Source organism: Tardiphaga sp. 813_E8_N1_3, assembly GCF_051811025.1.
Lineage (GTDB): Bacteria > Pseudomonadota > Alphaproteobacteria > Rhizobiales > Xanthobacteraceae > Tardiphaga.
In genome coordinates this window covers 4,370,335-4,384,733 of sequence record NZ_JBPWQE010000001.1, presented here as the reverse complement: position 1 = coordinate 4,384,733, position 14,399 = coordinate 4,370,335, and the positions used below count along the sequence as shown (strand labels likewise).

General features: G+C 61.7%; 13 protein-coding genes. 7 read left to right on the top strand and 6 right to left on the bottom strand.

The window, feature by feature from the left end; translation table 11 throughout:
* The first annotated feature begins 317 nt into the window (after nucleotides 1–317).
* From AB8A33_RS20735 to AB8A33_RS20720, 4 genes are all read left to right on the top strand, one after another.
* The gene (locus AB8A33_RS20735; protein WP_439094487.1) at nucleotides 318–2,027 is read left to right on the top strand and encodes a methyl-accepting chemotaxis protein; all 1,710 of its coding nucleotides are present in this window, start codon (nucleotides 318–320) and stop codon (nucleotides 2,025–2,027) included.
* A gap of 218 nt (nucleotides 2,028–2,245) precedes the next feature.
* Nucleotides 2,246–4,570 (top strand): TonB-dependent siderophore receptor, encoded by a 2,325-nt coding sequence (locus AB8A33_RS20730; protein WP_439094485.1) that lies wholly within the window; start codon nucleotides 2,246–2,248, stop codon nucleotides 4,568–4,570.
* A 153-nt stretch (nucleotides 4,571–4,723) separates the two neighbouring features.
* Nucleotides 4,724–5,869, top strand: a complete 1,146-nt coding sequence (locus AB8A33_RS20725; RefSeq protein WP_439095996.1) for a PepSY-associated TM helix domain-containing protein — start codon at nucleotides 4,724–4,726, stop codon at nucleotides 5,867–5,869.
* Nucleotides 5,866–6,051: a hypothetical protein gene (locus AB8A33_RS20720; RefSeq protein WP_439094483.1), complete on the top strand. Its 186-nt coding sequence runs from the start codon at nucleotides 5,866–5,868 to the stop codon at nucleotides 6,049–6,051. The genes AB8A33_RS20725 and AB8A33_RS20720 overlap by 4 nt, the downstream gene beginning before the upstream one ends.
* Nucleotides 6,052–6,157: 106 nt before the next feature.
* Here the strand turns inward: AB8A33_RS20720 and AB8A33_RS20715 are convergent, their stop codons facing one another.
* From AB8A33_RS20715 to AB8A33_RS20705, 3 genes are all read right to left on the bottom strand, one after another.
* Nucleotides 6,158–6,457: a DUF3551 domain-containing protein gene (locus AB8A33_RS20715; RefSeq protein ID WP_439094481.1), complete on the bottom strand. Its 300-nt coding sequence runs from the start codon at nucleotides 6,455–6,457 to the stop codon at nucleotides 6,158–6,160.
* 123 nt (nucleotides 6,458–6,580) lie between these two features.
* Entirely contained in the window at nucleotides 6,581–7,054 is a 474-nt protein-coding gene (gene ybaK / locus AB8A33_RS20710) for a Cys-tRNA(Pro) deacylase (protein WP_439094479.1), read from the bottom strand.
* A 42-nt stretch (nucleotides 7,055–7,096) separates the two neighbouring features.
* Nucleotides 7,097–7,621, bottom strand: a complete 525-nt coding sequence (locus AB8A33_RS20705; RefSeq protein WP_439094477.1) for a carboxymuconolactone decarboxylase family protein — start codon at nucleotides 7,619–7,621, stop codon at nucleotides 7,097–7,099.
* A 204-nt stretch (nucleotides 7,622–7,825) separates the two neighbouring features.
* Between AB8A33_RS20705 and AB8A33_RS20700 the strand changes: the two genes are divergently transcribed.
* Together AB8A33_RS20700 and AB8A33_RS20695 are read left to right on the top strand one after the other, a co-directional pair.
* Complete coding sequence (locus tag AB8A33_RS20700) at nucleotides 7,826–8,947, top strand: HPP family protein (protein WP_439094476.1); 1,122 nt, start codon at nucleotides 7,826–7,828, stop codon at nucleotides 8,945–8,947.
* 110 nt (nucleotides 8,948–9,057) lie between these two features.
* A complete protein-coding gene (locus AB8A33_RS20695; RefSeq protein WP_439094474.1) occupies nucleotides 9,058–10,617 on the top strand; it encodes a serine hydrolase domain-containing protein in 1,560 nt (519 codons plus the stop codon).
* 49 nt (nucleotides 10,618–10,666) lie between these two features.
* Here AB8A33_RS20695 and AB8A33_RS20690 read toward each other — a convergent pair whose 3' ends face one another.
* A complete protein-coding gene (locus AB8A33_RS20690; protein ID WP_439094473.1) occupies nucleotides 10,667–11,914 on the bottom strand; it encodes a cupin domain-containing protein in 1,248 nt (415 codons plus the stop codon).
* 108 nt (nucleotides 11,915–12,022) lie between these two features.
* On the bottom strand, nucleotides 12,023–12,808 hold the full coding sequence (locus AB8A33_RS20685; RefSeq protein ID WP_439094471.1) for an alpha/beta fold hydrolase: 786 nt from the start codon (nucleotides 12,806–12,808) through the stop codon (nucleotides 12,023–12,025).
* A 264-nt stretch (nucleotides 12,809–13,072) separates the two neighbouring features.
* On the opposite strand from AB8A33_RS20685, the gene AB8A33_RS20680 reads away from it, so the two are divergent.
* Nucleotides 13,073–13,984 carry a PhzF family phenazine biosynthesis protein gene (locus tag AB8A33_RS20680; RefSeq protein WP_439094470.1) on the top strand — a complete coding sequence of 304 codons (912 nt, stop codon included), beginning with the start codon at nucleotides 13,073–13,075 and terminating at the stop codon, nucleotides 13,982–13,984.
* A gap of 12 nt (nucleotides 13,985–13,996) precedes the next feature.
* Here AB8A33_RS20680 and AB8A33_RS20675 read toward each other — a convergent pair whose 3' ends face one another.
* Nucleotides 13,997–14,398 carry a hypothetical protein gene (locus AB8A33_RS20675; RefSeq protein WP_439094468.1) on the bottom strand — a complete coding sequence of 134 codons (402 nt, stop codon included), beginning with the start codon at nucleotides 14,396–14,398 and terminating at the stop codon, nucleotides 13,997–13,999.
* Nucleotide 14,399 lies beyond the last annotated feature (1 nt).

Sequence of the window (14,399 nt, the reverse complement as noted above, 5' to 3'; positions counted from 1 at the left end):
GCACAAGGCACGCTGGCGCGCGGCGTCCATGCGCGGCAGGGAGCGAGCATCGGTACATGTGTCGAATGGGCGCAGTAAATGAGCCTCGATTCAGGTACTCAGATGCCGAAAAGCACACAAAATCAGACAATTATACCATTCCGCCAGGCGAACATTAACGGCTTCCCAATGGCTTCCGGGTAGAAGTGAATCTCAATAATGGAACTTGTTCTCTGAATTGCGGGCCGGATACCTCATCGACGTTGTGCAGTGAGGGGACTGGAACCGTTCGGCTTTGAGCGCACGACCGAGGGGTCGGTGCCCGACAGGAGATTGCAATGTCGTTGTCCGACTCCCAACCCAAATCCGGCCGTCGCCGGGGTCTCGGTCTTGGCCCGCGCATCATGTTGATGACGGTCTCCGGCATTCTCATCCTCGGCGTCTGCGTCACATTGGTCGCCAAATATGTGCTCGAACAGGGCGCCGCCAAATCCGCGACGGAGCGGGTTGAGACCAACATGCGCGTCGCCTGGAACGTGCTGCGCGAGAGCGGTGACAAGTACAGCATCGCGGATGGCAAGCTGCTTGCGGACGGCAAGCCGCTGAACGGCAATTTCGCAGCGGTCGACAAGATCAAGACGCTGGTCGGGGGCACCGCCACGATCTTCATGAATGATACCCGCATCTCGACCAATGTGATGAAGCCCGATGGCACGCGTGCCATCGGCACGCAGCTGGCGAAAGGGCCGGCCTATGACGCCGTCTTCACCGGCAAGACCGCGTTCCGTGGTGAAGTGGCCATCCTCGGCGAGCCGTATATGACCGTCTATGATCCGATCTTCGACGCCAGCCGCAATGTGATCGGCATTCTCTATGTGGGCATCAAGAAGGTCGAGTTTCTCGAAACCGCCAACGACACGCTCTGGACCATTATCTATGCGACGCTCGGTGTGATGCTGCTCGCCATCGTTGTCAGCTATGTTGTGGCGCGTAGCAGCGTGGTGCGTCCGTTGAAGGCAAGCATCGCTACCATGAACCGTTTGGCGAAGGGCGATCTGTCCGTCGATATTCCGGCGACAGCGCGCCGCGACGAGATCGGCGAGATCATGACGGCGCTCGGCGTGTTCAAGGCTGGGAGCCTCGAAGTCGAACGCATGAAGACCGAGCAGATCGCCACGGAGAGCCGCACGGCTGAACAGCGCAAGGCGGATATGATGAAGCTCGCCGCGGATTTTGAGGGTGCCGTCGGCCAGATCGTCGAGACCGTGTCGGCTGCCTCGAAGGAACTGGAAGGTTCGGCTACCACATTGACGGCAACATCGGATCGCTCGCAGGCTTTGGCGGTCGCTGTGTCGGCGGCATCGGAAGAAGCCGCGACCAATGTGCAGTCGGTTGCATCCGCCACCGAGGAGATGTCGTCGTCGGTGCACGAGATCAGCCGCCAGGTGCAGGGCGCTGCGCGCATTGCGAGCGAGGCCGTTGCGCAGGCTGACAACACCAACAACCGCGTCGGCGAACTGGCGACGGCCGCGGCACGCATTGGCGATGTCGTCGAGCTGATCAACAATATCGCGGGCCAGACCAATCTGCTCGCGCTCAACGCGACCATCGAGGCCGCGCGCGCTGGCGAGGCCGGTCGCGGCTTTGCGGTGGTTGCCGCGGAAGTGAAAGCGCTGGCCGAGCAGACCGCGAAAGCCACCGGTGAAATCAGCCAGCAGGTCAGCGGCATCCAGAAGGCGACCGAGGATTCGGTCTCGGCCATCAGGGAAATCTCGACCACCATCGGCCAGATGTCGGAGATCGCGTCCGCCATCGCATCGGCCGTTGAAGAGCAGGGCGCCACCACGCAGGAGATTTCGCGCAACGTGCAGCAGGCCGCAGCAGGCACGATGCAGGTGAGTTCGAACATCACCGACGTGCAGCGCGGTGTCGAAGAAGCAGGCTCCGCCTCGTCGCAGGTTCTGTCCGCAGCGCAGTCACTGTCGAGCGAAAGCACGCGACTGAAGCATGAGGTCGGGAACTTCCTGCGCTCGGTGCGCGCGGCGTAACTATCCACCGCGAAAGAATCGCATGCGCGAAGGCGTCCCGATTATTTCCGGGCAGAAATAATCGTCGCGCCTTGCTCGCATCTCGCTGAGAAAAATACCCGCTGAATTTAGAACCATTTCATTCTGCGGCAGTGTTGTCACACTGCCGCAGAATGCTTGTTGTTTGGAACGCTTCTATTGGCGGTGACGCCGCCGTCCCTTTAACCCCGATCCATCACATGCGGGCGTCCGCTATCGAATATGTCGATGCGGATGAGATTTCGGGGATCACCTTGAACAACAATATTCGTCTGTCGCGTTTCGCACTTTTGTCGTCGGTCTGCGCGCTCAGCGTCGTCACGCTCGATACGTCGCTGGCGCAGTCAAGTTCCACGCAGACCGGCGCGCAGCCGCTGCCACCCGTGGTCGTCAATCAACCGCAGCAGCGTCGCCGTGCGACGGCCGCTCCGAGCCGGACGCCGCGCGCCCGCACGGCCGTCGCGCCGCGTCCGGTGGCGCAGCCCCCGCGCAGTAACGTATTCGTCGAAAGTCCGCGCGGTCCGATTCAGGGCTATGTCGCCAATCGCAGCTCCACCGGTACGAAGACCAACACGGCGATCAACGAGACGCCGCAGGCGATCTCGGTCATCGGTGCGGAGCAGATCCGTGATCAGAAGCCTCGCAGCTTCGACGACGTCCTGCGCTATGCGCCGGGCGTGCTGGCCGGCACCTTCGGCTCCGACTTCCGCAACGACTGGTTTCTGATCCGCGGTTTCAAGTCCGACGACAACAGCGTGTTTCTCGACGGCATGCAGCTGTTCTACACGTCTTATGCTAGCTGGAAGCTGCAGCCCTCCAACATGGAGCGCGTCGAAATCCTGCGCGGCCCGTCGGCGATCCTGTATGGCGGCTCCAGCCCGAGCGGCATTGTAAACGTCATCAGCAAGACGCCGCAGGCCGAGCCGATCCGCTACATCGAGACCGGTGTCGACAATTTTGGCAACGCCTATATTGGTTTCGACATCAACACGCCGATCAAGTTGGCGGCGGGCAATGGCGAACTCTACACGCGCGTCGTTGGCCAGGTGCAGAACGGCGGAACGCAGACCGACTTCACGCCGAACAACAACTACTTCATCGCGCCGTCGGTGACCTGGAAGCCGGACGTCGATACCACGCTGACGATCCTCGCTTCGGCGTCGTATAACGAAACCCGCGCCGCCCAGTTCCTGCCCTATGTCGGCACGGTCACCAATGGCCCGTTCGGCCGTATCCCCACCAGCTTCTTCGGCGGCGAACCGAACTTCGACAAGTTCAAGCGCGAGCAGGAAATGCTCGGCTACCAGTTCGAGCGCAAGCTGTCGGATAGCGTGACCTTCCGTCAGAACGCGCGCTTCGCCCATGTCGACGTCAACTACACCGGCGTCACCGGTAGCGGCTATGCCAACCCGACAACCGGCGATCTCGCCCGTTTTCCGTTCGGCACACGCGGCATCGCCAACCAGGCGCAGATGGACAGCCAGGTCGAGTACCGATTCAACACCGGCATCCTCAGCCACACCACGCTGTTCGGTCTTGACCTGAAATACTACTCGATTAGCGACACCCAAGCTTTCGCGGGTGGCGTACCGCCGATCAACGTACTCAATCCCGTCTATACCGGTGCTGCGCCGTTGACGGCTGCTCCCTATCGCGACAGTCAGCTTACTCAGCAGCAGCTGGGCGTCTATTTGCAGGACCAGATCAAGCTCGACCGCTTCACCTTGGTGTTGTCCGGCCGCAACGACTGGGTCGATACCAGCGACATCAGCCGTATTGCCGGCACCCCTTCGCTGAGCCGCGATACCGGCAAGTTCAGTGGGCGCGCCGGCCTGATCTACAATTTCGACAACGGCCTTGCGCCCTATATCTCCTATGCAACCAGCTTCAATCCGGTGATCGGGGTCAATGGTTCGGGACAGCTACTGCTGCCGGAGACGGGTCAACAGACCGAGGTCGGTGTGAAGTTTCAACCGGTCGGCTTCGACGGTCATTTCGGCTTCGCCTATTTCGACCTGAAGCGGCAGAATGCGCTCACGACCGATCCCACCAGCGTGCTGATTCCGACCCAGAGCGGCGAAGTGACGTCGCGCGGTATCGAACTCGAGGCTGTGGCCAATCTGGCGCCAGGCTTCAAGGTGCTCGGATCGTTCACCCACTACCATCTGTTCGTCAGCAAGGACTTCGATCCAACGCTGATCGGCAAGACGCCGACGAATACGCCACAGCAGGTGGCATCCGGCTGGGCCGACTATACGTTCCAGGATGGCTGGCTGCGCGGCTTCGGCTTCGGCGGTGGCGTGCGTTATATCGGTTCGTCTTTCGCCGATCAGGCAAATACGTTGGGAGTGCCGTCGCGAATTTTGGGTGATCTCGCTGTGCACTACGACTGGCAGAACTGGCGCTTCGCGGTGAACGCCAACAACGTGACCGACGAGATCTATGTCGCGAACTGCTCGACCGCGAATGCCTGCTTCTACGGTGATCGCCGCCGCATCACGGGCAGCATCGGCTACAAGTGGTAACGGTAGGGGCGAGCAAGCCGGCACGACAATAGGTCGATGCCCGTAGCGCTCGCCGCACGGTCGCCACGTCAAAATGATCGGCCAATGTCGTCTCCGGCTTGCCGGGGACGACATTGGCTATTTCGGCCTGGCGAATGAAGAAGGAGCGATCCCCTGAAAGCGCGTACGGCTCGCATATGGTCGCTGGTCCACAAATGGACCAGCCTTGTCTCCACTGTCTTCCTGCTTCTGCTGTGCCTCACCGGCCTGCCGTTGATCTTTCATCACGAGATCGACGAGGCGCTCGGCTATGCGCCGAAGATGGATGTGCATGCGCCCGGTGCGGCGCAGCTCGGCCTGGATGCCATCGGCCGCGCGGCGATCGCGGATCATCCCGGCAGTGTGTTGCTTTATATGGCCTGGGACAAGGACGAGCCCGGCATGGTCTCGACCTTCACCAACACGTCGGTGACCTCCGATCCGCAGACCACGGTGGTGAAAGCGTTCGATGCCTATACGGCGAAGTCGGTGGGTTTGCTCGGCACCGGCCCGATGCTGGTGATGCTGCGGCTGCATACCGACATGTATCTCGGTCTTCCCGGCAAGTGGTTCATGGGCGTCATGGGCTTCCTCTTCATGATCGCCATCATCTCCGGCGTGGTACTGTATTGGCCGTTTACCCGCCGGCTGAATTTCGCAGCGATCCGCAAACAGAAATCGCGCCGGGTTTTGTGGCTCGACTGGCACAACCTGCTCGGCGTGGTCACCATTGTGTGGGCGCTGGTGGTCGGCGGCACCGGTGTTATCAACGCCTATGCCGAAGTCATGCTCGGCATCTGGCAGCGTAATGAACTGGCGGCCATGGCCGCGCCCTATGCCGGCAAGCCGACGCCGACGCAGCTCGCGTCGCTGGACAAGGTGCTCGGCAATGCCATGAAGACGACGCCCGGCATGGATCCAGCCTTCATCGCATTCCCCGGCACGCCGTTCACGTCGACGCATCACTTTGCCGTCTTTCTGCGCGGCGATACGCCGTTGACCTCGCGGCTGGTGAAACCTGTGCTGCTCGATGGCGAGACCGGCGAGGTGTCCGACACCAGCGAGCTGCCGACCTATCTGAAGGCCGTGCTCGTCTCGCAGCCGCTGCATTTCGGCGACTATGGCGGCATGCCGCTGAAGATCATCTGGGCGCTGCTCACTGTCTTCACCGTCATCGTGCTGGGTAGCGGGCTGTATCTGTGGGCAGTCAAGCGCAGCAAAGTCAGGCGCGGGGCGCGGCTCTCTGCGGGTGCCGCGGCAGCGCTCGGACGGCCGCCATGAGCGAGGTGCCGCAGCATAGAGCGAGCTGGTGGCGCGTGTTCGGCGCGCCGATCGTCATCGGCGTCTTATCGCTGGCAGGCTTGTTGTCGGCGCTGCTCGCCGGCGATCCCGGCCGCTATTTTGCGTGGTTCGGCGTCGGGCTGCCGATCGCGATTGCGGCATGGGTTTATTGCCGGAAGTGACATGAGAAAGTGTGGCGGATGAGCGAAGCGCAATCCGCCACGTCTCCGGCACCGCAACGCCAGCGACGGATTACGCCTTCGGCTCATCCGTCGTTGGCCTATGAGGCTACCAGCGCCGATCCCAGTTGTTGTTCCAGCCGTTATTCCATCCATTGTCCCAACCGTCCTGCTGGCCACGCATCGCGCGGCTGCCGCGGCGCTGGTCGCCATAGGCCAGCATCGGGTTCTGCATGCAGTCGCCGCGCTGGCCGCTCACGGTGGCCATGCACTGGTTATAGGAGGTGAACGTACAGCTCGGATTGAAGCCGGTGGCCGAGGTGCGCGAGCACCATGGATATTCGCGGGCCATGGAGGGCGTGGCGCCCATCACGACCAGAAATGCAGCTGCTGCCAGGATTGAGCGCATGTCGATTCTCCCTTTGCAAAAAGTACGACGTCGATAATGCGCAGCCTACATTGCTGTTCCCGCCTGTGACAGTGGATCGTGATCACACCGGCATACCCGAGCTTCAAACAGCGGTGATGCGCATCAGTCCGTCAGTGTGGCTGCCATCGCATCCAGCGCTGCACGCGCGGCCTCCGGGGCAATCTCGATCTGCAGCCCGCGCTGGCCGCCATTGAGATAGACCGTATTTTCCGACAATGCCGCCTGTTCTATGGCGACGGGCACGCGCTTCTTCTGTCCGAACGGGCTGATACCGCCGACGTGATAACCGGTCATGCGTTCGGCATCGGCCGGGCGCATCATCTTTGCGCTCTTACCGTGAAACGCTCCGGCGAGCTTCTTCATGCTGACCTCCTTGTCGGAGGGCACCACGACGCAGACCGGCTTGCCATCCACCTCGGCCATCAGCGTCTTCAGCATGCGTTGCGGCGCAATGCCAAGCGCTTCCGCTGCCTGCAGGCCGATACTCTCGGCATGCGGATCGTAGTCGTAGGTATGCAGGGTGAACGCGGTGCCGAGCTTGCTCAGCGTCTGCGTGGCGCGGGTGGTTTTCGACATGTCAGACTCAAGGGAATTGGAACGCTCAAGAGGGTGGTGAAGTCAGACGACCTCGGACACGAGCTGCATGTCGATAGCAAAACTTTCGAGGAATTTCGAGGTCATGATGTAGAAGCCGACCGAGAGCTGTAATTCCACCAGCCCGCCGGGTGTCAGATGTGCCGCGATGGCCTTGAACGTCGCGTCGGTCGGGCGATGCAGTGCAACGATCTCGTCGGTGAAAGCCAGCGCCGCGCGCTGCACGTCGGTGAAACAGCTCGCCGCCTGCCAGTCATGCAGCGCGGCATTCTGTTCGTCTGATACGCCGACATAGCCGCCGATGCGCTTGTGTGCGGCGACTTCATAAGGCGCCTCGCAGAGAATGCCGGTGCGGGTGATCGCCAGTTCGCGGATGACGGGATCGAGCTCGCCCTTGTTGCGGATGGCGCCGCCGAGCCGGCAATATTGTTCGAGGTAGCTCGGCGAATGCGCCATCATGCGGAAGATGTTGGCATTGCGGTTCTTGCCGAGGATCTCGCGGGTGCGTTCGCTGGCTGTGGCGGGATCGCTGTAGTCGATGCGGGCCATGGGTCCTCCCTTGAGATCGCCGTCGCGCCCTCCTGATGGGGCGCGTTCGGGCGAATGGCCGTGCCGTTGTAGCCGAGCAAGGATAGCTCTGCCAGATCGGGATCGTCAGGCCCGCGTGTCGTATTCAACATTGCAGGCGCCTGCACATGGTGATCAAAGGGGGCGTCCGCCATTCTGGCAGAGCCGCGCGTTGGTCCCGATTCAATGACAAAAAGAAAAGACCCAAAGGACGTTTCGAGCGACGTTTCTCCTCGCAGGTCAGGTATTCGGCTGTTCGTCCCCATCCTGGCGGGCGCACGGCTTGGCGAGCGCATGATCGCTTGCCTGGGCGCACTGCTGGGCATTGTGCTCACGGGATTGATCTGCCGATCTGTGTTGGGCAACAGCTCCAGCCTGCCGCTGATCGTGGCGCCGCTGGGCGCTTCCGCTGTTCTGCTCTTTGCGGTTCCCACCAGCCCGCTGGCGCAGCCATGGGCGATCGTCGGCGGCAATACCATCTCGGCTCTGATCGGCGTTGCTGTCGCGCATCTCATTCCCGATCAGATCCTGGCGATCGGCTTCGGCGTATCGCTGGCCATCGCGGCGATGTCCTTTGCGCGCTGCCTGCATCCGCCCGGCGGCGCGACGGCGCTGACGGCCATCATCGGCGGGCCGATCGTGACCGCGTCGGGCTATCTGTTTCCATTCGTGCCCGTCGGCCTGAACTCGGTGCTTCTGGTCGGGCTGGGCTATCTGTTCCACAAGATCTCGCGGCGGACCTATCCTCACAGGGCGCCGGTGCCATCAGCAAATCCGCATCAGACATCTGATATCAGCCCGGAATTGCGGGTCGGCTTTCGCGCCGAGGATATCGACAAGGCGCTGGAAGCGCTCAGCGAGACCTTCGATATCAGCCCCGACGATCTTGAGACGTTGCTGCGACAGGTCGAACTGCAAGCCATGTTGCGCTCGCACGGCACGATCCTGTGCGGAGACATCATGTCGCGCGATGTCGTCACGGTCGGATTGCGGGATAGTGCCGAACTGGCCCGCTCGCGACTGCTCTTGCACAGTGTCCGCACGCTCCCTGTCCTGGGCATGCAGGGACAGCTCGTCGGAACGGTCGGCCTCCGCGAGCTGATGAAAGAATCGGGCGATGTCGGAAAATCCATGTCGCCCGCAGCTACGGCAACGATGCAGACGCCCGCTGTGACCTTGCTGCCGACGCTGACCGATGGACGAACGCACGCCGTCATCATCGTCGATCAGGACCGCATGATTCAGGGGCTGATCACCCAGACCGATTTGCTCAGCGCCGTCGCGAAGCTTGTTCCTGTTGCCGTGTAGGCGATGGCGCACCTGTAGGCCGCGGACGGAATGAAGCTGCAATTCGGTTGAACAATCTGTAGCTGGAGATATGGTCCTCGCGCAGCGTTAAAACTCACAGCGAGGCTGTCATGCGATCTTCACGAATTCCCGTTCTGAAGCATGTGCTCGGCCTGGGCATGTTCGCCGTCGCGTTTTGCAGTGCGGGCGTCATCGCAGAGGAGGGACGGGCCGTCGTGTGGCCGACCCAGGGCTGGCAGACATCCACGCCGGAAGAGCAGGGCGTGGACCCGGCAGCGCTCGCCAGGCTGGTTGAGTCCGGTGCTCGTCAGAGCATGGACAGCATTCTGATCGTGCGCCACGGCAAGATCGTACTGGATGCGTATTACGCGCCGTACAGCGCGGACATGCCTCACGTGGTCAACTCCGTCACCAAGGCCGTGATCGGCACGCTGACGTCATTCGCCTTGAAGGATGGTCTGCTGACGGGCACCGATCAGCCGGCGCTGCCATTCTTCGGCGAGCGCAGTATCCTCAACCTCGATGACAGAAAGAAAGCAATCACGCTTCAAGGTCTGCTGGATATGACCTCCGGACTGACGTGGGAGGAGGGGCTCGGCGAAGGGCCGCCGCTGTCGGTGATCGACATGGAGCGAAGCCGGAACTGGATCGAGTTCATCCTCAATCGACAGATGGCCGCGATGCCCGGAGACGGCTTCAATTACGATAGCGGCAATCCACATCTGCTCTCCGCGATCCTTACCAAGGTAACGGGGATGAGCGCGGAGGATTACGCCAAGGCGAGGCTGTTCGGCCCGCTGGGTATCACGGCATGGAAATGGCGGCGCGATCCGCAGGGCGTCTCGACCGGCGGATACGGTCTGGCGCTGCACCCGCGCGATATGGCGAAGTTCGGCTATCTCTATCTGCGCAATGGCGAGTGGGAGGGTAAACCGCTGGTGCCGCGGGGCTGGATCGACAAGGTGAACCACGCCACGGTGGACATGCACCTCTCATTTGCTCCGGCCTGGCGCTATTCGAATTTCTTCTGGGCTCTTCCCGACAGCAACGTCTATTGGGCGAGTGGCTATCATTGTCAGCTGATCGTGGTCTATCCAGCGCTGGATCTCGTGGCGGTGACAACAGGCAGAAACGGCTGCGCCGTGACGGCTCTCCTGCCGTCCATCGCGGCATCTATCAAATCCGAGACTGCAATACAGCCGGACACGGCCGGCACAGAACTACTGGCGAGCGCCATCCGCGCCATATCGACAGAGAAGCCGTCAGAGGTCGGACCGACGCCAGAGATCGCATCGACGGTCTCGGGCAAGACCTATGCGTTCGCCCGCAATCCGCTGGGCGTGAAATCGCTGACGCTGACACTGGTCGGCCCGAACCCGCATTATGATTTCGAACTCTACAGCCGCAATTCGGCGCGGCCGCCCGAGATGATCAGCGGCCCTATCGGGCTCGACGGATTGTATCGCAAGGGAAAGGACACACCCTATGGGCCGCTTGCCGTGAAGGGACGGTGGCTGGATGATCACGCGTTCGAAGTCGAGCGGATCAATATCGGCGCGAGCGAACTGTCGCGGAAATGGACACTGTCATTCGATGGCGACAAGGTCAGTCTTCGCGGCAAGAACTATGAAGGTGTCGATGTCGAAATCGACGGACAGTCGGGCGGTTGATCGCCGAAAGGCACGGGAAGTCCTGAGACTCCCGTGCGGTCTTGCAGCGTCAGGCCGGCATGATGCCTGGCGCCCGGCGTGGCCATTTGGCGATGACCTCCGGCGCCACGTTGAGGTGCTGTGCGACGAGAGCCGGCGGCGTGTGCGTCAGCCAGTCGGAGAGCGACACTTCCTCGTAATGTGCCGTGCGGAACACCTCGATGAATTGCAGGTCGGTGTCGCCAGTGTTCTCGATATAGTGGCCGAAGTTGCGTTTGACGTAGCCGACATCGCCCGCTGTGAAGTCGATGGTGGTGGCGTTCGGTCCGGAATTGAACAGGGTCATTCGCGCGCGGCCCGCGAGATAATACTGCCACTCGTCGGCATTCGGATGCCAGTGCATCTCGCGCATGCCGCCGGGCTTGACCGTCACGAGTGCCACCGCGATCGTGGCCGAAGCAGTGAAGTTGCTGGTGTCGGCAATCCGGATCTCGCCGTTGCGTGTCGATTTGACCGGCTTGGACGATCCCAGCGAATAGGTGAACGGATAGAGCGCGACATCCGCATCGCGATAGGACGAGGCCTGATCGGCCGCGAGTGAACCGGGCACCGTGCCCTGGAAGATCCAGAGATTTTGCAGCGGGATTTTCGCGAAGCTTTCGACCGGCACACCGAAATTCTTGGCGAGGATTTCCGGCGGTGTGTGTGCGATCCAGTCCGACAGCAGTAGGGTATTGAACTCGTTGGCCTGGCCGTCATCGAAGCAGATCACGAATTCACAGCCATCGGGGCCGAGGCCCTGCAACGAATGCGGCGCGCCGGACGGGAAATACCAGAGGTCCCCCGCGTTGACATCGGCGACGTAAGGCCGGCCCTGATTGTCGAGCACGGTCACCCGGCACGAGCCGTAAGTCATGATCGCCCATTCGCCGGCCTGGTGCCAATGCATCTCGCGGATGCCACCGGCGGTGAGCCGCATATTGACGCCCGAGATCGTGGTCGAGATCGCAAAGTCTGCTTGCGTCACCTGCCGTGCCCAGCCGCCGTTCTGGATGCGGCGCGGCGCATTGTTGAACGTGGCCCAGGGCAGCGCCATGCCGCCGACATCGGTCGCTGGCGGCAATTGCGATGATGGAAACTGGCCGGCGATGATGGGATTCTGCGGGCCGGGATCGCTCAGATTGTTCGGTCCCTTGGCGTTGATCGCGCCCTGCGGCGGCAGATCCGGATTGCCGAATGTCGCGGCCTGTGCGGACGCTGCGGCGGTCATCACGATACCCGATGCTGTTGCTGCCATGAGATCTCTCCGTGAGAACATGGGACGTCCTCCTGTTGCGACGCGGATCTGCGTCATGATTGTAGAATCGATGGAAGCGATGCGCGCCGGATAACACCCGGCGCGCGCAGTAAAGGGGAAGGGACAGCTTTACTTCTTGACGCCTGCGGCTGCGAGGATCAGGTCGGCGACTTCCTTGGGATGCGAGACCAGCGAGAGATGGCCTGCATTGAGCTCGATCGTCGTCGCATTCATGCGCTTGGCGAGGAAGCGTTCAAGATCGGGATTGATGGTCTTGTCCTGCTTCGAGACTGCATAGAATGATGGCTTGTCGTGCCAGGCCGCTGCTTTGGTGCGTCCTGCAAAGATCGACGCCGCGGTCGAGCCCTGCACGGCATAGAGCACTTCGGCCTGTTTGCGCGGAACGCCATTGGCGAAATATTTCAGGAAGGCGTCTTCGGAGAGCTGCGTGTAGCCGTCATTGGTCTGGATGCCGGCGCGAACCTCGCCCGTCGGGAATTTGCCCGACAGCGCAACGAAGTCCTCATTGGCGTCCGGCGCGCGGGCGGCGACATAGACCAGCGCCGAGACCTTCGGGTCGGTGCCGACGTCACTGATCACGGTGCCGCCCCAGGAATGCGCGACGAGGACGGTCGGACCGTCCTGCAGGGCCAGAGCGCGGCGCGTCGCAGCATTGGAGTCGTCCAGCGAGCTCAGCGGATTTTGCACGGCAGTCACATGCAGGCCTGCCTTCTGCAACAGCGGAATGACGCCGGCCCAGCTCGATCCGTCGGCCCAGGCGCCGTGCACGAGCACCACGTTCTTGGCTTTAACGGGCGCTGCGGTCGCAGCTTGCGCCATCGGTGCCGTCAGCAGGCACATGGTCGCCATCAGCACCGCACGCAGCGTTGTCTTGGAGAGGGAGTTCATCAGCATGATATCACCATTCGGTTGCCCGGCGATTGTTTCGGCCGGAGGGACAAGGGAAGCATGGATGTTGCACTTGACGGGCTCGCGCCGGTCAGCTCGAACGGGAGCGGATCGGCATGACATTATCCGATTTACGGGATGGCGAGGCAGGGGTGAATCGGACGGTGGTGTGCAACTGGCATACCTAGGTTTATGGCTATGAATACGTGGGCTTGGCGCCGACTGTTACGTCGGCGATACCGGCGGTAACGGAATGGTGAGGGCTACAGGATGATCGACTATGTCACCGTGGATGTGTTCACGGACCAGCGTTTCGGCGGCAATCCGCTGGCGGTCGTTCCGGACGCGCGCGGCATCGACGATGCGCTGCTGCAGAAGATCGCCACCGAGTTCAACTATTCGGAAACGACCTTCGTGTTTCCGCCGGATGATCCCGCACATACCGCACGTGTTCGCATCTTCACGCCGACCGATGAGATTCCGTTTGCCGGTCATCCCAATGTCGGCACCGCCTTCGTGCTTGGCCGCCAGGGCACGGCCTTCGGCAAGCCTGTCGGCGATCACATGGTGTTCGAAGAGAAGGCGGGCCTCGTCCATCTCGATCTCTTGCGCGATGGTGGCGCGATTGTCGGCACCGGCTTCGTCGCGCCGCAGTCACTCACGATGCAGGGTGAGATTAATCGTGACATGATGGCCGCCTGCATATCACTCGCGTCCGATGCCATCGTCACGTCAACGCACGGGCCGCGCATGGTGTCCGTTGGTCTGCCTTTCGCGGTGGCCGAACTGGGCAGTCTCGATGCGCTGGCGTCCGCGCGGCCGAACACAACGGCTTTCGAGGAGGCCGAGCAGAAGCATCGGTCTCCCGACGATCGTTTCTCGGCCTTCATCTATGTCCGCATCGGCGATGGTTTCGATCACTTGCGTGCGCGGATGTTCGCGCCGCTCGACAACGTCCCCGAAGATCCCGCCACCGGGAGCGCCTCTGCGGCGCTCGCGGCCTATCTTGTTACTCTGGATCCGCGCCGCGATGCGACCTGTGGCATCACCATCGAGCAGGGTGTCGAGATGGGGCGCCGCAGCCTCATTGAGGTCGAGGTGCGAAAGCGCGACGGGCATGTCGAGAGCGTTCGCATTTCCGGCCGTTGTGTGCCGGTATCGCAGGGCCGCATCGCCGTTTAGCTGTGAGAGGCGCTACGGCATATTGTCTGTGTCGTTACCGTTGACTTGGATGTAGTGCGACGTGCCACCGGATCGATCGCCCGTCAGCCAGGACCAATCGAAGTCGATGGTCAGAAGGCCGTCATGATTGCGGGCTACCCGTCCGGACGATTGGCCGCTGAGAAGCTGGCCATCCGTGGTTAAACATTGAAACAGTAATTCGATTGTGTCCGGGCTGGTGCTTTTCCCCACGATCTGCCCGACAGAAATGTGGCCGCCATGGTAACTGCCGGTCACGGTCGCGCCATCGCTTGCGTATTGGAACGTCGTTGCGGCGGTCGACAGGCCGTGTGCGTTGTCCGTCGTGACAAAGCTGCGTCCGTCCAATTGTTCGACCAGTGTCTTTCCTGTTTCATCGGAACTGTTGTTATCCATG

What these genes read in the sequence shown, in the direction of transcription:
- AB8A33_RS20735 (WP_439094487.1), top strand. Translation starts at nt 318, where the DNA reads ATGTCGTTGTCCGACTCCCAACCCAAATCCGGCCGTCGCCGGGGTCTC.
- AB8A33_RS20730 (WP_439094485.1), top strand. Translation starts at nt 2,246, where the DNA reads ATGCGGGCGTCCGCTATCGAATATGTCGATGCGGATGAGATTTCGGGG.
- AB8A33_RS20720 (WP_439094483.1), top strand. Translation starts at nt 5,866, where the DNA reads ATGAGCGAGGTGCCGCAGCATAGAGCGAGCTGGTGGCGCGTGTTCGGC.
- AB8A33_RS20715 (WP_439094481.1), bottom strand. Translation starts at nt 6,457, where the DNA reads ATGCGCTCAATCCTGGCAGCAGCTGCATTTCTGGTCGTGATGGGCGCC.
- ybaK (WP_439094479.1), bottom strand. Translation starts at nt 7,054, where the DNA reads ATGTCGAAAACCACCCGCGCCACGCAGACGCTGAGCAAGCTCGGCACC.
- AB8A33_RS20705 (WP_439094477.1), bottom strand. Translation starts at nt 7,621, where the DNA reads ATGGCCCGCATCGACTACAGCGATCCCGCCACAGCCAGCGAACGCACC.
- AB8A33_RS20700 (WP_439094476.1), top strand. Translation starts at nt 7,826, where the DNA reads ATGACAAAAAGAAAAGACCCAAAGGACGTTTCGAGCGACGTTTCTCCT.
- AB8A33_RS20695 (WP_439094474.1), top strand. Translation starts at nt 9,058, where the DNA reads ATGCGATCTTCACGAATTCCCGTTCTGAAGCATGTGCTCGGCCTGGGC.
- AB8A33_RS20690 (WP_439094473.1), bottom strand. Translation starts at nt 11,914, where the DNA reads ATGTTCTCACGGAGAGATCTCATGGCAGCAACAGCATCGGGTATCGTG.
- AB8A33_RS20685 (WP_439094471.1), bottom strand. Translation starts at nt 12,808, where the DNA reads ATGCTGATGAACTCCCTCTCCAAGACAACGCTGCGTGCGGTGCTGATG.
- AB8A33_RS20680 (WP_439094470.1), top strand. Translation starts at nt 13,073, where the DNA reads ATGATCGACTATGTCACCGTGGATGTGTTCACGGACCAGCGTTTCGGC.
- AB8A33_RS20675 (WP_439094468.1), bottom strand. Translation starts at nt 14,398, where the DNA reads ATGGATAACAACAGTTCCGATGAAACAGGAAAGACACTGGTCGAACAA.